At 39.6% G+C, this 20,230-nt stretch carries 18 protein-coding genes and 1 pseudogene; 11 read left to right on the forward strand and 8 right to left on the reverse strand.

The annotated features are described in order from the left end of the window. Positions 1 to 14: 14 nt before the first annotated feature. Positions 15 to 3,143, reverse strand: a complete 3,129-nt coding sequence (locus FJR37_RS00200; protein ID WP_168464953.1) for an efflux RND transporter permease subunit — start codon at positions 3,141 to 3,143, stop codon at positions 15 to 17. Positions 3,144 to 3,148: 5 nt separating this feature from the next. Then, positions 3,149 to 3,796, reverse strand: a complete 648-nt coding sequence (locus FJR37_RS00205; RefSeq protein ID WP_254434473.1) for a cobalt transporter — start codon at positions 3,794 to 3,796, stop codon at positions 3,149 to 3,151. 132 nt (positions 3,797 to 3,928) lie between these two features. On the opposite strand from FJR37_RS00205, the gene rppA reads away from it, so the two are divergent. The 3 genes from rppA to FJR37_RS27565 all read left to right on the forward strand — a co-directional run bounded on the left by rppA (position 3,929) and on the right by FJR37_RS27565 (position 6,644). Next, complete coding sequence (rppA, locus tag FJR37_RS00210) at positions 3,929 to 4,636, forward strand: two-component system response regulator RppA (protein ID WP_168465002.1); 708 nt, start codon at positions 3,929 to 3,931, stop codon at positions 4,634 to 4,636. Next, the gene (gene rppB / locus FJR37_RS00215; RefSeq protein ID WP_168464957.1) at positions 4,633 to 6,024 is read left to right on the forward strand and encodes a two-component system sensor histidine kinase RppB; all 1,392 of its coding nucleotides are present in this window, start codon (positions 4,633 to 4,635) and stop codon (positions 6,022 to 6,024) included. Before rppA ends, rppB begins: the two co-directional genes overlap by 4 nt. 425 nt (positions 6,025 to 6,449) lie before the next feature. Beyond that, positions 6,450 to 6,644 (forward strand): hypothetical protein, encoded by a 195-nt coding sequence (locus FJR37_RS27565; RefSeq protein WP_371416079.1) that lies wholly within the window; start codon positions 6,450 to 6,452, stop codon positions 6,642 to 6,644. Here the strand turns inward: FJR37_RS27565 and FJR37_RS00225 are convergent. The 3 genes from FJR37_RS00225 to FJR37_RS00235 form a co-directional block, all read right to left on the reverse strand. After that, positions 6,573 to 7,481, reverse strand: coding sequence for an NAD(P)-dependent oxidoreductase (locus FJR37_RS00225; RefSeq protein ID WP_168464961.1), 909 nt, complete (start codon positions 7,479 to 7,481; stop codon positions 6,573 to 6,575). The two genes, FJR37_RS27565 and FJR37_RS00225, sit on opposite strands and share 72 nt — an antisense overlap. 22 nt (positions 7,482 to 7,503) lie before the next feature. Further along, positions 7,504 to 9,054 (reverse strand): PfkB family carbohydrate kinase, encoded by a 1,551-nt coding sequence (locus FJR37_RS00230; RefSeq protein WP_168464963.1) that lies wholly within the window; start codon positions 9,052 to 9,054, stop codon positions 7,504 to 7,506. A gap of 358 nt (positions 9,055 to 9,412) precedes the next feature. Continuing rightward, entirely contained in the window at positions 9,413 to 9,931 is a 519-nt protein-coding gene (locus tag FJR37_RS00235; RefSeq protein WP_168464964.1) for an SIS domain-containing protein, read from the reverse strand. Here FJR37_RS00235 and FJR37_RS00240 point away from each other — a divergent pair. The 7 genes and pseudogenes from FJR37_RS00240 to FJR37_RS00270 form a co-directional block, all read left to right on the forward strand. Beyond that, a pseudogene (locus FJR37_RS00240) lies at positions 9,909 to 11,072 on the forward strand (transketolase); the annotation flags it as partial. The gene FJR37_RS00235 and the pseudogene FJR37_RS00240 sit on opposite strands and share 23 nt — an antisense overlap. 71 nt (positions 11,073 to 11,143) lie before the next feature. Beyond that, positions 11,144 to 12,151, forward strand: a complete 1,008-nt coding sequence (locus FJR37_RS00245; RefSeq protein ID WP_015078122.1) for an SDR family oxidoreductase — start codon at positions 11,144 to 11,146, stop codon at positions 12,149 to 12,151. 2 nt (positions 12,152 to 12,153) lie between these two features. Further along, complete coding sequence (locus FJR37_RS00250; protein ID WP_015078121.1) at positions 12,154 to 12,576, forward strand: secondary thiamine-phosphate synthase enzyme YjbQ; 423 nt, start codon at positions 12,154 to 12,156, stop codon at positions 12,574 to 12,576. A 2-nt stretch (positions 12,577 to 12,578) separates the two neighbouring features. Further along, positions 12,579 to 13,700, forward strand: a complete 1,122-nt coding sequence (locus tag FJR37_RS00255) for a DegT/DnrJ/EryC1/StrS aminotransferase family protein (RefSeq protein ID WP_015078120.1) — start codon at positions 12,579 to 12,581, stop codon at positions 13,698 to 13,700. 108 nt (positions 13,701 to 13,808) lie between these two features. Beyond that, complete coding sequence (locus tag FJR37_RS00260) at positions 13,809 to 14,108, forward strand: hypothetical protein (RefSeq protein WP_168464966.1); 300 nt, start codon at positions 13,809 to 13,811, stop codon at positions 14,106 to 14,108. Next, the gene (locus tag FJR37_RS00265) at positions 14,105 to 14,773 is read left to right on the forward strand and encodes a sugar phosphate isomerase/epimerase family protein (RefSeq protein WP_168464968.1); all 669 of its coding nucleotides are present in this window, start codon (positions 14,105 to 14,107) and stop codon (positions 14,771 to 14,773) included. The genes FJR37_RS00260 and FJR37_RS00265 overlap by 4 nt, the downstream gene beginning before the upstream one ends. 203 nt (positions 14,774 to 14,976) lie before the next feature. Then, positions 14,977 to 15,732 (forward strand): SDR family NAD(P)-dependent oxidoreductase, encoded by a 756-nt coding sequence (locus tag FJR37_RS00270; RefSeq protein ID WP_015078118.1) that lies wholly within the window; start codon positions 14,977 to 14,979, stop codon positions 15,730 to 15,732. Between the two features lie 134 nt (positions 15,733 to 15,866). Here the strand turns inward: FJR37_RS00270 and FJR37_RS00275 are convergent, their stop codons facing one another. The 3 genes from FJR37_RS00275 to FJR37_RS00285 form a co-directional block, all read right to left on the reverse strand. After that, positions 15,867 to 16,724 (reverse strand): HAD-IIB family hydrolase, encoded by an 858-nt coding sequence (locus FJR37_RS00275; RefSeq protein WP_168464970.1) that lies wholly within the window; start codon positions 16,722 to 16,724, stop codon positions 15,867 to 15,869. Between the two features lie 392 nt (positions 16,725 to 17,116). Next, positions 17,117 to 18,817: a DUF3685 domain-containing protein gene (locus FJR37_RS00280; protein WP_053539651.1), complete on the reverse strand. Its 1,701-nt coding sequence runs from the start codon at positions 18,815 to 18,817 to the stop codon at positions 17,117 to 17,119. A 180-nt stretch (positions 18,818 to 18,997) separates the two neighbouring features. After that, positions 18,998 to 19,444: a Fur family transcriptional regulator gene (locus FJR37_RS00285; protein WP_168464973.1), complete on the reverse strand. Its 447-nt coding sequence runs from the start codon at positions 19,442 to 19,444 to the stop codon at positions 18,998 to 19,000. Positions 19,445 to 19,690: 246 nt separating this feature from the next. On the opposite strand from FJR37_RS00285, the gene FJR37_RS00290 reads away from it, so the two are divergent. Continuing rightward, positions 19,691 to 20,176 (forward strand): CRR6 family NdhI maturation factor, encoded by a 486-nt coding sequence (locus tag FJR37_RS00290; RefSeq protein ID WP_039201350.1) that lies wholly within the window; start codon positions 19,691 to 19,693, stop codon positions 20,174 to 20,176. Positions 20,177 to 20,230: the final 54 nt, after the last annotated feature.

A 20,230-nucleotide genomic window follows, 5' to 3' on the forward strand; every position in this document is an offset into this window, starting at 1 on the left:
CAACATCATCGTTATTAGTTTGACCAGTTTTGGTTAGTTAAAACAGGTTTCTGTTGAGGCATTAACTGTTTGCCAAATTTGGCATAGAGCGCAGGAATGACTAATAAGGTCAAAGCTGTAGAAGTAAATAAACCGCCCAAAATCACGATCGCCAACGGTTGCAGAATTTCATTGCCAGAGCCACTCGCCAGCACTAAAGGTAGTGTTCCCAAAGCGGAAGTAAGTGCGGTCATCAAAATGGCATCAATTCTTTCCAGAGAACCTTTAACAATCACATCTTTAAGGAGCATACCCTGGGCAAACTTGTTGTTGTAGTTGTCTACCAGCAACAAGCCATTGCGAACAGCAACGCCAAATAAGGTAATGAAACCAACGAGGGAAGCGACTGAGATGACACCACCACTTAACAGAATTGAAACAATACCACCCACCAACGCCAAGGGCAGATTGAGCATGATAGCGATTGTAGCGGGGAGCGATTTAACCGAAAAGAACATTAACACGGCAATGATGATCGCTGCCAAGATGCTAAACACTAGTATGTTATTGGTAGCACGCTGCTCCGATTCAAACTGTCCGCCGTATTGGATGAAATAGCCATTGGGGAGTTTGATTTTTTGTTGAATTTGGGATTGAATATCCCCGACGACACTGCCCAAATCGCGCTCGGCAACGTTTGCCGAAACAACGATCAGCCGTGATACATCTTCCCGATTCACAACATTCGCTCCCATACCGTAGTCTACCTTGGCTACAGCCCCCAACTGGATGGTTTTTCCGGTCGGGGTAATCAGAGGAATAGCGCGAATAGCATCTAAACTATTGCGGGCTTTCTCCGTCAAGGAGATAGAAATATCAATTAGCTGCTGATTTTCTGCGACTTGCGATACCACACGACCATTCAGGGCAGTTTCCACCACGTTTGACAACTGCTCCATACTCAATCCATAGGTTGCAGCCGCCGCCCGATCGTAATAAATTTGTACCTGACGAATGGGTAGTTGAGGTTCTAGTTGCAAGTCTACAACGCCAGCAATAGGCTGAATCACATCTCGCACTTGTTCCCCAATCTTTCGCAGTTCAATTAAATCTGGACCAAAGATTTTCACAGCGATCGCACTTCTCACCCCCGACAGCACTTCATCCATCCGGTGGGAGATAAATCCACCAATATTTGATGCCACACCGGGCAATTTGTTGAACGCTTCGCGCAGTTGTTTAATGCTGGCTTCGCGGTCTGCCATCGCCCGGTCACTCAATTCTACATCCACATGAGCCATGCTCACTCCTGCCCCATCAGCATCACCAGGAGCGCGTCCAGATCGTACTTGCACCCAATCATACAGAGGATTATCCTTGAGTGATGTGTACAGTGCCATTCCTGCGCGATTGGTCATATCCAGCGACACGCCGGGGAATAAGACCATTGAGTTGACCATCGATTTTTCTTGAAATTCGGGCAGAAACACCCGTCCTAAAGCGGGAACAGTCGCAGAAGCAGCCACCAATGCTGCAAGTGCTACACCTAGAATGATTTGTGGCGATTGTAGTGAGATGTTGAGCAGTGGACGATAAAGACGCTGTGCCAAACGAGAAACAAACGTATTTTCTTGAGGCAAGGTTTGATTCGCTAGTAAAATGGCACACAGTGCAGGGGTGAGAGTCATGGCCACAAATAAAGAAGCCGCGATGGAAAGCAGATATGCCCAACCCATTGGTGCAAAGATGTTGCCTTCTACACCTGTCAAACTAAAAATTGGTGCAAATACCACAATGATAATCACCGTGGAAAAGACAACTGCTAATCGCACTTCTACAAATGCGTCAAACACTACCTTAAAAGCAGGGATGGGATGACCTTGCGCCTGATTTTCTCTGAGTTTGCGATAGCAGTTTTCCATGTAAACGATTGAGTCATCGACGAAGCCGCCTAGAGCAACTACCAATCCACCTAAAGTCATGGTATTGATTCCCAAACCAAAGGCTCTCATCAACATTACGCCAATCAACAACGACAAGGGAATCGCACTCAAAGTAATTAGGGCAGTGCGCCAATTCATCAGAAACAGCAGCATAATCACTGACACTATAACGATGCCTTCGATTAAGGAACTGCTAACATTCCGAATGGCAGTATCAATAAAGTTGGACTGCCGGAACGTTTGTTTCACTTGCACATCAGGGGGAAATGTCGCCTGCAAAGATTGCAGCACCGCTTCTACCGCTTTTGTTACCGTGGGAGTATCGACATCAGGCTGTTTGTTAATCATCATTACCACAGCCGGTTGCCCATTAAAACTAGCATCTCCCCGCTTCAGTGCTGCACCCGTTTTTACTTCTGCCACATCTTTGAGCAAAATTGGTTTCCCATCTTGCACCTTCACCACAGATTGCTGCAAGTCTGCAATTGATTTTACCTGCCCAATACCGCGTACTAACAGTTCTTGACCACCACCAATGAGAAATCCACCAGGAGCGTTAGAATTTGCGCCTTTGGCAGCATTGGTAACTTCGGTCAGCGAAACATTGAGCGATCGCAATTTTGCTGGATCAATTAACACTTGTTCCTGCCGTTCATCCCCACCGTAAACGGTGACTTGGGTGACTCCCGGTACAGACAAAATTTGGTTGCTGAGGGTGCTATCCACCAGATGGCGCAAATCCAACAGCGAGGTTTTCCCTTGCCCATTCACAGTAAAGGCATACTGTAAAATCGTACCCAAGGGCGATGCTAACGGTGAAATTTCCGGCGGATGCACCCCTTCAGGTAACTGATTTGTCACCTGTTGGAGTCGTTCTGTCACTGATTGCCGGGCTTTGTAAATGTCGGCATCCTGGTCAAATACCACCTGCACCATAGACAGTCCGACTTTGGAGGAAGAACGCACCGTAGTCACCCCCGGCAAACCATTCACCGCGCTTTCAATCGGCACGGTAATTTGTGATTCTACTTCCTCTGGAGCGAGTCCAGTCGCTTCGGTGTGAATATCCACCTGGGGAGGCGCAAATTCAGGAAACACGTCCAGTGGCATCTGTGTGGCAGTGAACACTCCCCACAGCGTTACTAAAATCGCACAGATAACTATGAACCAACGCTGGACAATTGAGGTTTTGAGAATCTGATTCAGAATGGAGTTAAACATTTCAATTAAACTCCTCCCTTGTTCTTGCGATTGCCTGCGATAACAGCGATCGCTCCACCCACAAGCACAACTCCACCACCAACTCCTGCTAAAATACCCATCGGCAATCCACCACTTGCTTGCTGAGTTGTTTCACCAGCCTGTGAGACGAGATTACCGCTGGCATCATGGCTATGAGGTATTCCTTTAGCATCTGCCTGAGCATGGGCTGTATCAGTTTTAGGAGTAGCACTCGCTACTGGACTGGTTGCTGTATTGGCGGTTTGAGTTTTACGCGATTCAGCATAGAGTGACAAACTACCTTGGGTAACGAGCTTTTCTCCAACTGACAATCCTTTGGTAACATTGATTAGTTCGCCTTTGGTCGCGCCAGTTGTAATTTTCACTGGCTCATAAAAATTCTTATACTGCACAAAGACTAGTTGCTTGCCATCAGCATCAACCAATGCCGTCACCGGAATCATCACCGCAGATCCAGATTTGGCAGAGGAGGCGATTGGCGTGACAACAATACCTAACAGTTGATCGGTTTGGGGATTGACTTTGACGCGATTAATACCGCCCTTTGCTTGAAATTCATCACCATGTCCAACGTGAGCAAATACAACTGTGGGCGCACTGATAATTAAACTGGCTGCCAGAATGGAACTCATTAGCATAAAAGGTTTCATAATCACTCCTCACAACAAAAGTTCTCCATAGTTTGCCAAAGGGTAGATGAAATCCAGGTGAAATAGCAAAAGTTTTTGTAAGATCAGAGCTTCGTGGTTGATTTCCCTGAAGTGATGCGAATTTTACTGGTGGAAGATGAAGCAGATTTGGGACTGGCAATCAAGCAAGTCCTAATTAGCGAGAGATATGTTGTGGATTGGGTGACAGATGGCACTGAGGCATGGCTCTGTCTTGAAAGCCAGTGGACAGACTATACAGTTGCTATTGTTGATTGGCTGCTGCCCGAAATGTCGGGATTACAGTTATGTCAGAAGCTCAGACTATACCAAAATCCCTTACCAGTGCTGATGCTTACTGCTTTGGGGCAGCCCGAAAATCGCGTGGCAGGGCTGGATGCGGGCGCGGATGATTATTTAGTCAAACCGTTTGTAATGGAAGAATTGCTGGCACGGTTGCGGGCCCTTCAGAGGCGATCGCCTCAACTACAACCGTCTACCCTGACTGTTGCAGGTTTTACTATGGATACAGCAAACAATGTCCTCCGAGTAAATTCAGATGGATCTACGCCCCTAATCATTCCCTTAACCACCAAAGAATTTCAGTTGCTCATGTATTTGATGCAGAACCCCAATCGGATCATTCCCGGTAGTAAATTGCGTCATCAACTTTGGGACATGGATGAAGAGCCGATTAGTAATGTAGTTGCAGCGCAAATGCGCCTATTACGGCGCAAGTTAGCAAATCATGGCTGTCCCTGCCCGATTGAAACTGTTCCCGGTGCTGGCTATCGCTTTAACTCTCAACTTGATTCTCGGCTATGAATAGCTACTCTCTTTTTCGGCGCAGTCGTCTACGGTTAGCCCTCTGGTATGCCGGAGTTATGGGCGTGATTTTGAGTGTTTCTGGTTTGGGGATGTATCGCGCAATGGTACAAACAAACTGGACAGCAATGGAGCGCGAAATTGAATCAATTGCTGGAACTTTACACGATAGCGTTGAACCACTGTTACCGCCTTCTGAAGAACCGACTGCTGTGCTGCAACAGATTTTTCCCGATCTTTGTTTGAGTGATCAACCTTGCAAGGCTACCCCAACGCTGATCCAACGGCACACCATCGGCATCAGCGATCGCACCACATATTATATTCGTCTATTCAATCATCAAGGGAAACTCCTGGCTTTTTCACCCAATCAACCGCTATCTCTGCCGCCAACTCTTAACCGCAGTTCATGGCAAACCTTTCGCACGGCTAAGGGCATTCGCTATCACCAATTCACCACAATTTTGCATAGTGCCAATACCCATCCTTTAGTTAATGAAGCCAGCACCCATTCATCCTGGGGCTATTTGCAAATTGGCCGCACTTTAGAACATTTTGATGCCGAAATCAGGCGGATTCAATGGATTATGGCGATTGGGTTGCCAATTGCTCTGAGCTTGGTTGCTACTTCCAGTTGGTGGCTTTCAGGATTAGCAATGCAGCCGATTTACCAGTCCTATCAGCAACAGCAACAGTTTACTGCTAATGCTGCCCACGAATTGCGATCGCCCTTGGCTAGTCTGTTGGCGACTGTGGAAGCTATTCTCCGCATACCGCAATCCAATCAACAAGATATACAAATAATGCTTTATACTGTTGAGCGACAAGGGCGAAGGTTGAGCCATTTGATCGCGGACTTACTCTTGTTAACCAGTCTGGAGCAAAATTCACTTGAGCAAAATTTAGGGGCAAAACCTTTTCAGCCCTGTTGCTTAAATGATTTGGTGAGCGATTTGACTGAAGAATTTTTAGAACTTGCTACTGCTGCTGATATTAACTTAACCTGCCAAATTACCACTTGCGAGATTTATGCTCTAGGTAATGAATCGCAACTTTACCGTTTAGTGTCAAACTTGATTGCCAATGCCATCCAGTACACACCCAGAGGGGGATATGTAACTGTTAGCTTAGTCAGGAGTGATTACACTGCTGTGATTGCTGTGAAAGATACGGGGATTGGGATTGGGCTTGCTGATCAGGAGCGAATTTTTGAGCGCTTTTACCGTGTTGATGGCGACCGCTCTCGTAAAACCGGAGGCACAGGGTTAGGTTTAGCTATAGCTGTGGCGATCGCCCAAAAACATCAAGCGCATCTGAAAGTTGAAAGTCAGGTGGGAATAGGTAGTATTTTTACCCTAGAACTAAAAATTGTATTGTCTAATACATAGAAACTTGTATGGTAATTTCTATTTAAGTAAGCTATAAGCAGTAATAATTAAACGCAGATTGACGCAGATAATTTTGTACTTCATTAGACTAGGAAATGCTATATGTGCATCTTTAAAGTAAAACGATATCAGAGAAAAAATATAGCTTACATTCATTAGTAAGCCATATCATTTATAAATAATTTGTGAACATTTATGGTTGAAAAAATTACATTAACAGGTTGAAAAACTTGAGAATTTGAATGTTGAACAATATTAAATATGCCTCCAAAAGTTCTTACTAATTGTTTTTAAGCTGACAACTTTTCTGTTATTACCAGATTCTGCTGTATTTTCACCTTGAACAGATTCATTTCTTAATAAAGAGTTTAGTTTCTAATGTTACGTTGAGACGGGAAATTACGGCGGTAACAAATGTTGTGGAGATGTACAATGGTTTTCTGGATTGGGTATTTTTTGGTAAGCAAGGGATGATTACTGAGAATGATCCAATTGAGCAGCATTGTCTCTCCCGAATAAATTGCGATCTTGACGTTCTTGTAATTCTCTTAAATCTGGATCAAACCCGATATAGTCAGAAGTGCAGGGACAAATCCCAGTTCTTGCTTAATTTTTTCTGAAGAAATATGGTATGAACGCAGATCGTCGGTGGGTGTAGTCATAATTTCTACAGATTCTCCCACTACTTGACGGGTCATCTCGGCAATTTCCATCAAGGTATGATTTTCATAGCCAGCGTTAAATATTTTACCGTCAATCGCTTCATCTGACCATTGTAGAGATTTTAGATACAGATCGGTCATATCTTCAATATGGATATTGGGACGTTTTTGCTGACCACCAAAAACTGTAATTTTACCATTATTAATTGCGTGGTTAGTGAGAATATTCACCACTAAATCTAGTCGCTGACGGGGGGAATAACCGCAGACTGTAGCAGGACGCAAAACTAAGGTAACAAAACCTGGTTCTCGTTTACTCAATAAGACTTCTTCGCATAAAGCCTTATAACGAGAATAGTCTGTTAAAGGCATTAAGGGTAAGTCTTCTGTGACATTTTCTATTTCTTTGATGCCGTAAACACTGGAGGAAGAAGCATAAATAAACCGCTTCACTCCGGCATCTTTGGCAACGTCTACTAAGTCAAAAAAGGCATCGTAATTAATCGAACGGCCTAAGTCTGGATCTAATTCAAAGCTGGGATCGTTGGAAATACAAGCTAAATGAATGACAGCATCACATCCTGGCATGATTTTTTCTAGAAGTTGGCGATCGCGGATATCGCCTTCAATCTCTTCTAAATGAGGATGATCTTTAACGGCATTTAATACATCTTTGCCATAAAGATACAAGTCTATTACCTTAACTCCATATCCAGCTTGCAGAAGTTTAGGAACTAAAATAGCTCCTACATAACCAGCACCACCGGTCACTAAAACTTGTTGAATTGGATTCATTGATTTACTCCTTAATTATCTTTTAAAATGTGGAAATTGTTTTAGCAAACTTTAATAAGCGTCCCTTGTCTACAGGCTTTTCATTTCCTAAAACATTGGCAGCGATCGCTCCGGCCAAATTTCCTAAAAATGATCCTAACTGCACAGGCAAATCTAACTTAGCACTCAAACTGGCTAGGGCAAAAAAGGCATCTCCAGCCCCGGTGGTATCTTTGACTTGTTGTGTCATGGCCGGAGTAATTTCCATCTCTCCATGAGTATTAATTCCCAAAGAACCAGCAGATCCTAAAGTTAACCAACCTTGTTGCGCTCCTAAATGATATTGCAACCGTTTTAGTAACTCTTCTCGATTACCATAACGATTAGAAAATGCCAGACGAATTTCCTGTTCATCTACACAAAATGTATCGGCTCGCTTATATTTACTAATTAGGTTATAACCGTAATTAGCACTATTAGTTTGACAGTTTAAGGCTAAAAATGGTGCTTGTGATTGAATTAATTCAATTGCCTCAGCATCAATTAATCCATGACCATAATCCGCCAAAACCACTAAATCGCAGTTTTTTAACAGTTTTTCCCAAGCATCTAAAAGTTTTTCTCGTTCTTGGGGTCCTAGTCCTTCTTCGTCTATCGAATTAATCGCAAATAATTGGGTATAACCCTTGGTTTTCCCTTGTTGTTCAATATAACGACACTTTGTTACTGTAGAATAGTTTTCTACACAATGTAAATTAAGATGCAGCGTACCATCAATATGATTAGCAATCAAATGATGTACATTTGGTTCATCACCAATGGTACTAGCTAGGGTGACAGATTTGGCAAAACTACTGAGATGGTTAGCGATCGCAAAAACTCCCCCCAAATGTTGTTCTTTTTTCACAAAGCGGGTTGATGGCGCTCTTCCTTTTGAGGTTAATCCCTGAACTGTACAGTGAACAAACTCATCAATAATAATATCCCCCAACACCAAAACATTGAGATCCTGCATTGCTTCTATCGCATTTCTAATATCCTCAAAAGCATATTGTTGACTAAAATCATTGGCATAACGTTTTAATTCTGGAGGGATAACATCAAGATAATTATTAATCAGTCGTGTAGAGCTAAAAGTAATTTCTTGAGTATAGCGAATGTCACCTCCGTAAGCTCTTACTTGAGCGATTTCTTTATCAATATTGTGGGTTACATCTTTCTCTGTTTCCGCATATTCATCTCCCTTGCAGTAAATATGAGGACGCACTTTCTCAATTACTTCCAAAGCTGTGACGGCGGGAGTTAAAATTACATAATCAACACAAGCTAAAGCAGCTATAGAATTAACACGCAACTCATCAGAAAATATTGGTCTTCCTGGTCCTCGGTTAATATAAGGAGTAGCAGTTAGGGAGATTACTAATAAGTCTCCCATTGCTTTAGCCGCTTGTAAATGAGCAATGTGTCCGGGATGTAGTAAGTCAAATACCCCATTACAGAGAACGATTTTCCGTCCTTTTTGATGGTAGACAGTGAATACTTCTGCACAAGTTTCAAAGTCAATAATTTTTTCTCTATATATTTCTAATTGCATCTTTATTTCATTGCTAATCTTGGTACAAAAGTTCACAGAAAAATCGAACAATTCAGAACTAGAACATCATTATTTACTTGATGATTCTAGGTTTAGATATCTGACAATTTTTGAAGAAAGAGGTCTACAATTCTAGTTCTTGTCACATATATTTAATATGCAATCATTAAATCTTGTTGTTTACCACAGATAGAATTTCTTCTAAGTAGGTGAACACAATAAAATAAAACCAAACTGTGTAAAGAAACGTAAAATCGCCCAAACCCTCTTCACTCTTGCCTATTGCCTCTTGCCTTTTGCCTTGCCATAACGACAATTTTCAACGCCAACCTACTTATATATAAATGGGATGAATATTTTAGGATACTTTTAGTTCATTTAAACTGAGATAGTTATTCACATTTGCACTAGGTAAAGCACCTTCTACCAAGCCATCAATAATGCAGTGACAAATACATAAGTGCATGATTTCTGCAAAACCATAGGACATCGTGGGAACATAAAAATTTAGATGTCCAAGTTGACGTAAGGGGTTGTTAGGTTGAAAGGCTGAAAGTGTAATCACATGACAATTCATTTTTAGTGCTTGGTAAACACCAGCAAGAATATTTTGTGATTGTCCAGAACTACTAATTGCAAACAAAACATCTCCAGACTGAGCAAATGTAGAAATGGGTTTGCTAAAAACTTGTTCGTAGCCAAAGTCATTACTAATACAGGTCACCAAAGCACCATCGTTAAAGCAAATCGCGGGAATATTACCATTACGCCAGTAGTCAATAGCCTGATGACTAGCTACGGCTGCACTTCCTCCATTACCGATAAATATCACTTTTCGACACTGCTGATTTTGCTTTTCTACTAAAGCCGCAGCCATATCAATACAATATTTAATGGCAACTTTACAGGGTGATCTTGATACAGAAAATCTGCTGCATTATCGAGAAGCCTATTCATTACTACTTGCACATCCAGAACGAGGACGCACTCCTGGTGTAAAATTTAGTTCGGGAAGATTAGGACACCTCTGGGCTTATGTGAATGGAGTAGCGATCGCACATCCTCATCAAGTAGTATTCTGTTTAGGTTCAGATGGTTCACAGCAAGAAGGAAATAATGCCGAAGCCGCCCGTTTAGCTGTGGCTAAAAATCTCAATATCAAATTAATTATTGATGATAACAATTCCACCTGTAGCGGATATCCAACAGATTATCTCAAGGGTTATAACGTCGGTCAAACTTTAGCTGGACATGGATTAACTGTATTAACTGGAGCAGGGGAAGATTTAGATGATTTATATACTCGTCTCTGTCAAGCTGTCACTATTAATGGACCAGTAGCAGTAATTAATAAACGTCCTATGACTCCCGGTATTGTTGGAGTAGAAGGCACACCTTTAGGACATGATGCCCTATCACCAGAGTTAGCGATCGCCTATTTAGAAACTCGCGGACATACATCAGCCGTCAATTACCTCAAAAAAGTTATTCCCCTCACACATACCTACTCTTTTACGGGTTCTAGCAGCAAAACACGCCATATTTTTGATGCTACCGTTGTCTCTCTTCTCAGTCAAATGACACCCACAGAACGGCGAGAAAAGGTAATGTGTATTGACAGTGATTTAGGAGAATCCTGTGGTATCAATAAAATTAGTCAAGCCTATCCAGAGATTTTCTATCATGGCGGCATCATGGAAAGAGGAAACTTCTCTGCGGCGGCAGGATTTGGCATGGAAGCAGGAAAACAAGGCATTTTCAGCACTTATAGTGCCTTTTTGGAAATGTGTATTTCTGAAATTACAATGGCACGGCTTAATAAATCCAACGTTCTTTGTCAATTTTCCCATAGTGGGATAGATGAATTAGGAGATAACACCTGCCATTTTGGGTTAAATAATATGTTTGCCGATAACGGTTTAGAAGACGCTTATCAAACCCGTCTCTATTATCCCGCCGACGGACATCAAATGAAAGCTTGTGTGGAAACTGTATTTGATCAACCAGGGTTAGAATTTGATAATGTAAATTAGATGATCATAAAGCTTGATGAAAATTTAAATTTTGACTAACAGATTATTAATTTTGTATGAACAGTAAATTAAATTCTCCTAAACATTGCTTAGTCACTGGTGCTGCTGGTTTTATTGGTAGCCACTTGTGTGATCTCCTCCTCAAATCAGGTCATAGTGTCGTTGGTTTAGATAATCTGGTGACAGGAAGAACAGCTAATTTAAAAGTGGCTCAAACCTATTCCACATTTACATTTATTGAGCAAGATGTTGCTGATATTTCCCCATCCATATTAACAGATATTGACTGGGTATTTCATTTAGCAGGATTAGCTGATTTAGTTCCCTCAATCCAAAATCCAGGAGCATATTATCATGCCAATTTACATAGTACATTCGTCCTTTTAGAAGCTTGTCGTACTGCTAAAATCCAAAAATTTATCTACACAGCTTCTTCCACTTGCTATGGTATTCCTAATCAATATCCCACATCAGAAACCTATCCTTGTCATCCTAAACATCCATACGGCTTAACAAAATATTTAGGTGAACAATTAGTCATGCACTGGGCGCAAGTTTATCAACTTCCAGCCCTTTCTTTACGATTGTTTAATGTGTATGGACCAAGATCCAGAACCACAGGAGCTTATGGTGCAGTATTTGGCGTATTTTTAGCTCAAAAACTAGCGAAAACCCCTTTTACTGTTGTTGGAGATGGAATGCAAACGAGAGATTTTACCTTCGTTAGTGATGTAGTAGCAGCCTTTATCAAAGCTGCTGAATCGGATATTACCGGGGAAATTATTAATATTGGTTCTGGTAAATCTGAAAGCGTTTTAACACTGGTGAAATTATTAGCAGGAGAAATTACTCACATTCCCAAACGCCCAGGAGAACCGGATTGTACTTGGGCTGATATTACTAAAGCTACGACTCTTTTAAAATGGCAACCTCAAGTACCTTTAAGTCAAGGTGTAAGTGAAATGTTAGCCAATATTGAACTTTGGCGAGATGCTCCAGTTTGGACACCAGAAACAATTCAGCAAGAGACAAAATCGTGGTTTGAGCATTTAGGAAAGGAATAAAAATGACCAACTCATCTATAAGACTTGACCAACAATCAATCAAGGTACAAACTACTGGTAAATCTCTATGTCAAATTACGCCCCAAGTCCAAGCAGTCATTACAGAATCAGGAATTACAGCAGGAATTTGTAACCTTTTTATCCGTCATACTTCCGCCAGTTTATTGATTCAAGAAGAAGATGCCAAACCCGACGTGGAAACCTTTTTTGCGAAGTTAGTTCCCGAAAATGGTCAATATCTTTTAGCCGGACAAGGTTTAGATGATATGCCGGCACATATTCGCTCTGCCCTTACCCATACCTCTGAACAAGTTCCGATTGCTCAAGGTCTTTTGCAGCTAGGACGTTTACAAGATATTTATATCTGGGAACATCGTCAGTCTGGTTACATCCGTGAAGTCGTTATCAATATATTGGGATATTAAAAATGTCACAACTATTAACCATTAATCAAATACCCTTCGTTAATCTTAAAAGTCAACACGCTGCCATCAAGTCTGAGTTACTAGCAGCAATGGGTGAAGTCCTTGATGATGGCAACTTTATTTTAGGCGAGCAAGTTGCAGAGTTTGAGCGTCAGTTTGCTCAATTGTGTGGCGTTCGTTATGCAGTTGGTGTTAATTCTGGGACAGATGCCTTAATTTTTGCACTCAAAGCACTTGGTATTCGTTCTGGTGATGAAGTTATTACTGTCCCTAATTCTTTCGTGGCTTCAGCTACCTGTATTCGCATACTTGGTGCTAAACCTGTATTCGTTGATGTGGGCGATGATTACAATATTGATCCAACTAAAATCGCCGCAGCTATTACTCCCAAAACAAAGGCAATTATCCCTGTACATCTGACGGGAAGACCTTGTAACATGAAACCAATTTTAGATATTGCCCAGGAAAATGGAATAGCTGTAGTGGAGGATGCCGCCCAATCTGTACTGGCTGAGTATCAAGGTCAACGAGTAGGTTCTTTGGGAATAGTGGGTTGTTTCAGTTTACACCCCCTGAAAAACTTAAATGCTTGTGGAGATGGAGGAGTAATAGTAACGGATGATTCCGAACTGTATGACCAGTTAAAAATTATGCGGAATATTGGTTTACGAACTCGTGATGACTGTGTGATGTGGTCTCATAATTCTCGCTTAGATACTCTACAAGCAGCTATTCTGTTAGTTAAATTGCGTTACCTCCAGGAATGGACACAGCAACGTCAAGAAAATGCTCACTATTACCAAAGTCAACTTGCGGGTATTCCTCAAATCATAATGCCATGGGAACGAGAGTGGGAAAAATGCGTTTACCACACCTTTGTTATTCAAGCTGAACGGCGTGATCAATTGCGTCAATTTTTGAGCGATCGCGGTATCGGTACAGCAATTCATTATCCAGTGCCAATTCATCTATCTACAGCAGGTAAAGAATTAAGCTATCCAGCAGGGAGTTTTCCTGTCGCAGAAATGCAAGCAAGCCGCATCCTGAGTTTACCTATTTATCCAGGACTAACCGTTCAGGAACTTGAGCAAGTTTGTGAAAACATTAAGTTATTCTATCAATAAATAAGCCTCAAATTTTCTTCACTTTTGATTTGCTGTTGTGCATTTTGAATGCACGACAGCTTACCCTCTAAGCTATACACATCATTTCTAAAATCCAAAATCTAAAATATGCTAAAGTCTAACATTAATTCACTAAATATTGGCTGTGCTGCTTGGGGCTGGAGAGAAGTGGAAATACCTGAATATTTCCACTGGATAGCTAACCAAGGCATTCGTTCAGTAGAAGTGAATGCTCATCCCCAAGCACCCAAACATCTTTTACATGATGGTGATGATCAAGCAGTATCTAAAATTGCTGATTGGGCTAAAGAAGCAGGAGTAGATATTATTTGTATAGCAGGAAGAAATAATTTTACACTCTCAGATGCAAATGAGTTAGAAACAGAAATTAAAAGAGTAAGTAGGTGAGCGTTGAAAATTGTCGTTATGGCAAGGCAAAAGGCAAGAGGCAAGAGGCAAGAGTGAAGAGGGTTTGGGCGATTTTACATTTCTTTACACAGTTTGGTTTTATTGTGTTCACCTACTTAGAGCGTTTTGTTGATAGTGCTGAAAAATTAGGGGCAAAATTTGTCAGATTATTGTCTGGTGATCACAGAAATGATTATATTCTCCCAGATGTTTTTCCTCTGTTGCATTATGCTTTTAATAAAATCGGTGACTACGCCGAAGAACGAGGAATTCAAATAACGATTGAAAATCATGGTGGACCAACTGCAACCGGACAAAGAGTGGCCAGAATGATGGAAGGTATTAAAAGTCCTGCTGTTGGTATTAACTATGATCCCGCTAATTTTTTGAATCAGGGAACTGATCCTTTGATGGCACTCCGCTATATTCTTCCTTGGGTAAATTATAGTCATTGGAAAGATGTGCAATGGGTTAATGGTAGTCCTCAATTCTGTGCTTTTGGAGAGGGAGAAATTGTCTGGGAACCGATTATTAAAGAACTATTAAATGCAGGTTATCAGGGATATTGGGTGGTTGAATATGAAGAAACATCAGATGTTGAGCAGGGAACGAAAGAGAGTTTAAATAACTTGTCTCAAGTATTACAAAAATTTGCCGTTGTCTAAGAGGATGTTTGAAAAGTTTTTAATGTACAAACAAACCCCTCTCCAAACCTCTCCCCTAAGCGGGGAGAGGCTTTGAAACCCCCCTTCCCTCGTAGGGAAGGGGGGCTGGGGGGTTAGGTTTTTGGAGATTATGGGTTTCATATAATACTTTTCAAACAACCTCTAAGTTTATTTCATTATTTTCATCAGGGGTTAGTAATTAAATGTCATTTTCTTTAGATGGTCATGTGGCCTTAGTTACAGGAAGTTCTGCTGGTTTAGGGAAAGCGATCGCTCTCAAATTGGGACAAGCAGGTGCTAAGGTAGCAATCAATTACAGCAATAACGAATCACGGGCTAAACAGGCTTTAGCTGAACTTGAACAACAAGGTTGCCAAGCTATTTTGGTTCGTGGGGATGTTACCCAAGAAGAAGATGTAGCAGCAATTTATGAAGCGATCGCCTCTCAACTGGGTGCAGTAGATATTTTGGTGTTAAATGCCACAGGAAACCAACCCCAGATCCCCTTTGAGGAATACACCTGGCAAGATTTCCAAACCATGCTGGATTTTTTTATCAAAAGTCCCTACTTATTAACTCGTATTTGTTTACCCTCCATGAAACAAAAACAATGGGGACGAATTATTAATATTAGTAGTGACGTTTGTTTCCGCTCAGTTAATAACTTCAGTGCTTACGTTACTGCCAAAAATGGACAACTGGGATTTACACGCAGCATGGCCACCGAATTAGCGCCTTTTGGTATTACAGTTAATGCAGTTGCTCCCGGTTGGATACCCGTAGAACGCCATGAAAACGTTCCTCAAGAAAAAAAAGACGCTTACCAAGTCAGAATTCCCATGCAGCAATGGGGTACTCCACAGGATATTACTGAAGCAGTGCTTTATTTCGCCAGTCATGAGTCCAGATTTGTTACAGGGCAATATTTATGTATTAACGGTGGCTTTACTCTTATGTAAATATGATTAAGACTGATTGAGTTATAAACAATTCAGCTTTTTCAGGATTACACAAAAAATACCAAAAATATGGCGTTTCATAATTGCGGAATGTGGGATGTAATATATCAAACATTCTGACTCATGACTCTTGATTATTTAATAAGTGTTTTTAATACAGATAATATTCCTTTAGCATATTCATTTTCTGCTATTTGAAAATGTAATTTCCTAGCTTCGCTGGTTGCATTTCCAACTAAATAACCATGTCTAACAGTTTGCAGCATTTCAATATCATTACCACTTTCACCAAAAGCTATGGAGTTTTGATAACTTACATTTGTCTGCTGTAAAATAAAATTAACTATATGTTTTTTACCTGTCCCTGATGGGATAAAATCAACATCATAGCAATTGTTTGGATCTCCAGATAAAGGATTTGCTTGACTAATATTTACTTGAATACCAGCTTGTTTCACTAACTCTTTTATCTTCAAAATTGCCTGATTATCAATTAGATCATTTTGTTGATGGTAATAGTAATTCTTTAAAAAAGGACAATCTGCTATTTGAGGTTGTGGTGTCAAATGTATATTATCTAATTTTAAAAAACTAACTAAGTTATTAACTAAATTCTCAGAGAATCCAGTTTTCATGAGATTGTTTTCCCATATTTTATCTTTTTCAGCGTATTGGTTTTGATTGAAGTAGATTAGTTCAGTCCCTAAACTACTAGCAATAAAATGAGGTAATAATGTCAAACCACATTTATTTATTTTATCAAAAACTGAAGTTAAACTACTACCAGTAACCCAACCAAAAAAGATTTGTTTCTGATATGTTTCATTTAATAAATACTCCTCAAGTTCTTTGAGATCATTTTTATAATCCTCTCTATTTTGATGAGCAAGATAAGTTTCATCAAAATCTGTAAAAACAACGTATTTTGGTTCTGGGACAGAAGGTAACAGTTTTATATTATGTTTGCAATATTTCATATAATGCTTATACATATTATTTTATTTTTTGTGAGATTCGGGCGAAAAGACTTTATATTTTACATTCTATTATAGCCCACATTCAGCAGGTAAAACCAGAAAAAAGGTATTTTAATCATTCTCATCAATTGACAATTAAGTTTTTTCAGCGTGCCCTTCGTTAGGTATAAGCAAGTTTTTTAGCTTTTATTGTTATCGTAGTAAGTAGGTTGGCGTTGAAAATTGTCGTTATGGCAAGGCAAAAGGCAAGAGGCAAGAGGCAAGAGTGAAGAGGGTTTGGGCGATTTTACGTTTCTTTACACAGTTTGGTTTTATTGTGTTCACCTACTTACATACGCGAACAAAATATTTTTGAATTCACCCCCTATATCCCCTTAACCGAGCAGTATTGAATGACTAATGACTAATTACCTATTCTTCCGTTGTCCTTTTTCTGACAAAGAAACACTACCAATTCCTTGCAAAATACCTCTACCAACTAAACCTAAACCCTTACCGACTATTTGAGTAAGGACGAAAACAATTCCAGTTCCTAAAAACCCTACCAATGATTGGATACGTGGAGAAATAGCATCCCGAAATTCCAGTATTAATGTTACCCCTAAAGGAATACCAGAAAGTTGAGCTAATTCTTGATTTCGAGGAGCATAAATTGATATTTTCGTAATTCCACGAGGGGAGAAAACAAAGAACTCATAGCGACTTTCAAAAATAGTTTGTGCTTCAGTTATATATTGATATAATTGATATTTCCAAGATAGATTATTTCTGAACTTCTCAATTTCCCTAGTAGAAATCATTTGCCAGTTATAAAAATTTTGTTTAATACTTTCCTCATCTGCTAAGTTATTTAGTAATGGTTGAATTACAGCATTAGCTATATGAATCAATAAATTCTCTAAAATTAATAATGCTTGTGATTGAGATTCTTTAGTTCCTGCTGGGTAAGAAACATTATCAATATATAAATCTGTCAGTAATAGTAAATAAGACAATAACTCAAATAATAACGGCACTTTATTAATAATTTCTGTTTGCAAATCTGTATTTTTATCTAATAAAAACTTGACTAAATTTATTTCTTGTTTGTCTAAAATAATCCGAGAATAATTACCAAAAAATTCCGTAATAGCAAATTTCCATAAATCTAGAGAAATCTGATTTTGTAAATTAAATAGCTGATTTTTATCGAAATTAAAAGTATGTATTTCTTCCACCTGGGTAAAAAATTTCCTCAGAATAATATAAAGCAACTCTCGCTTTTTATTTTCTCGGAGAATATCAATTTCTAAAGGTGTATTAGTAAGATTTTCTAAAGAAAATTGCAATTTATTTAAACATAAAGTAAATAATTCAGATTGCAGTTGTCGAGAACTAACTATAGGTGGTATATTAATTGATGGTCTTACATCCGCATCTAGTTTAATGATATTATCCTGATTCTGAATACTGAAGGATAGTAATTGGTTTTCTGGGGGTGGTTTTTGTCTTTCTTTCGGTATTGTCAATAAGTGATTAACAACCCAGCGAGCGGCTAGAAGTTCGCGTCGCTGTCCTGCTAAAATTGCTTTATTTAATAAAGGTATTCCTGGTATTTTTAATTTTTCTGTGACTAGATTAATAGCTTGATCAATATTATTAATTCCTGAATTTTGTAAATTATTTCGCAACTTAGCAAATGGCAAAGGAGAATTAATGATTACTGGTTCTGTGAACCAATAATAACCACCATTAGCAACTTCTTGAAGAATGGGGACTAATTGAGAAATTGATATCCCTTTAGGACAATAACCATTTATTCCTATTGCTTTTGCCGCAATGAGCATTTCTGGTTGGGATTTTGAACTTAAAAGTAATATAGGTATGTGGGGATATAAAGCTTTTAGTTGTTTACAGAACTGCAAACCCAATTGTTCATTCCCTAATTCTAAAATGATTAATTTAATTTGCTGAGAATTTACTTGCGCTAAAACCTGTAAAGCTGCGGTATCTGTGGCAACGTCTGCTATAACTTGTAAATTAGGAATAGCTTCCAGTGTTACCTTTAGTCCTAAACGGAAAATTGGATCTGGGTCAATTAATAAGAATTGTAAAAGGCGATCGCTCATTTTTACAAGAGATTTGATTCCTGATTTTTAGGCTAAGTAGGTTGGCGTTGAAAATTGTTGTTATGGCAAGGCAAGAGGCAAAAGGCAAGAGGCAAGAGGCAAGAGGGTTTGGGCGATTTTACGTTTCTTTACACAGTTTGGTTTTATTGTGTTCACCTACTTAGTTTAAATTCTCAATTCCTAATCATTCACTTTGTCACGATAACCATAAAAGTTAATTGTATATTCAGAAATCTTAATTCCTGTCTGTGCTTCTACTTGACGTAACAACTCTTCGGGTAATTCTATCTGCACATCTAAAATCTGATTTGTATCTATACAGTTAACATGACTATGGGAATCACTATTATTTCCATATAATCGTCCATCACCATGTTCAATACACTCTATAATACTCTGGCTAGATAAAGCTTCTAGATTTTGATATACCGAAGTATGTCCAATTTCTTTACCTTCTTTATTGAGTCGATCATAAATCTCCCTAGCAGAAAGATGCTCTTTCGCTTGCCAAAGCAACTCCAGTATAAAGCGTCTCTGACGACTGACACGCATTCCCAACATTTGACACCTATCCAAAGCATCTTCTAAGGAACGAATAGGTTTAAGACAACTTCCTTGCTTGTACATATTTCAGGTTGTGAATTCTAGAAATTGGAAATCAATTCAAAATACCCTCACGACAGGACTCACTCCCGCAAAATTAAAGAACACTTTGCCTTTTGCCTGTTTACTAACTCATAATATTCTCAATTTAAAACAAACTCATAACAACTTTATCTTAAAATTCCTCTCAATGTCTACCTCAAGTGGTTAAAAAACTGTTACTGTGAATTGTCAACACTGTTGAGTAAGTAAGTATCTATCTATCAGTCCATGACAATCACAATCACCCTCAACAACGATTCTATTTATAGTTTAGATGTATCACCTGCCTTAATGGTGATTGAACCACTACTGCAAGCAGGAAGTATTTCCTCCTATGAACAGCAACTACGTCTAGAAATTAATTATGAACAGGAAGAAAATGATCCACGGGAGTTATCGGAAATTCCCGAGGTAAGACTGTGGTTTGTGCGTCTTGATGCCAAGTATCCTTGGTTACCATTTTTACTAGACTGGAAAGCCGGAGAATTATCTAGATACGCAGCAATGTTAGTACCTCATCAGTTTAGTTCTAAAGAAGGTATCCAGTACAACCCCGAAGCCTTAGAAATATTTTTGATGCACAAAATCTTTATTTTAAGTGATTGGTTGTACAAACAAGATATTGTTAGTCCATCTCGACTCAAATCCTTAGCGCAAATTCTGGGCTATGAATTAGATGATGCTTTCTTTGAAATGATTGAAAAAACTAATTAATTTGGAAAGGGAACAGGGAACAGGGAACAGGGAACGGGTGACAGGTGACAGGTG

The organism is Aphanizomenon sp. UHCC 0183 (assembly GCF_009712065.1).
Lineage (GTDB): Bacteria > Cyanobacteriota > Cyanobacteriia > Cyanobacteriales > Nostocaceae > Dolichospermum > Dolichospermum heterosporum.

Coding starts and splice junctions, on each gene's coding strand:
- FJR37_RS00200 (WP_168464953.1), bottom strand. CDS start 3,143: ATGTTTAACTCCATTCTGAATCAGATTCTCAAAACCTCAATTGTCCAG.
- FJR37_RS00205 (WP_254434473.1), bottom strand. CDS start 3,796: ATGAGTTCCATTCTGGCAGCCAGTTTAATTATCAGTGCGCCCACAGTT.
- rppA (WP_168465002.1), top strand. CDS start 3,929: ATGCGAATTTTACTGGTGGAAGATGAAGCAGATTTGGGACTGGCAATC.
- rppB (WP_168464957.1), top strand. CDS start 4,633: ATGAATAGCTACTCTCTTTTTCGGCGCAGTCGTCTACGGTTAGCCCTC.
- FJR37_RS27565 (WP_371416079.1), top strand. CDS start 6,450: ATGTACAATGGTTTTCTGGATTGGGTATTTTTTGGTAAGCAAGGGATG.
- FJR37_RS00225 (WP_168464961.1), bottom strand. CDS start 7,481: ATGAATCCAATTCAACAAGTTTTAGTGACCGGTGGTGCTGGTTATGTA.
- FJR37_RS00230 (WP_168464963.1), bottom strand. CDS start 9,054: ATGCAATTAGAAATATATAGAGAAAAAATTATTGACTTTGAAACTTGT.
- FJR37_RS00235 (WP_168464964.1), bottom strand. CDS start 9,931: ATGGCTGCGGCTTTAGTAGAAAAGCAAAATCAGCAGTGTCGAAAAGTG.
- FJR37_RS00245 (WP_015078122.1), top strand. CDS start 11,144: ATGAACAGTAAATTAAATTCTCCTAAACATTGCTTAGTCACTGGTGCT.
- FJR37_RS00250 (WP_015078121.1), top strand. CDS start 12,154: ATGACCAACTCATCTATAAGACTTGACCAACAATCAATCAAGGTACAA.
- FJR37_RS00255 (WP_015078120.1), top strand. CDS start 12,579: ATGTCACAACTATTAACCATTAATCAAATACCCTTCGTTAATCTTAAA.
- FJR37_RS00260 (WP_168464966.1), top strand. CDS start 13,809: ATGCTAAAGTCTAACATTAATTCACTAAATATTGGCTGTGCTGCTTGG.
- FJR37_RS00270 (WP_015078118.1), top strand. CDS start 14,977: ATGTCATTTTCTTTAGATGGTCATGTGGCCTTAGTTACAGGAAGTTCT.
- FJR37_RS00275 (WP_168464970.1), bottom strand. CDS start 16,724: ATGTATAAGCATTATATGAAATATTGCAAACATAATATAAAACTGTTA.
- FJR37_RS00280 (WP_053539651.1), bottom strand. CDS start 18,817: ATGAGCGATCGCCTTTTACAATTCTTATTAATTGACCCAGATCCAATT.
- FJR37_RS00285 (WP_168464973.1), bottom strand. CDS start 19,444: ATGTACAAGCAAGGAAGTTGTCTTAAACCTATTCGTTCCTTAGAAGAT.
- FJR37_RS00290 (WP_039201350.1), top strand. CDS start 19,691: ATGACAATCACAATCACCCTCAACAACGATTCTATTTATAGTTTAGAT.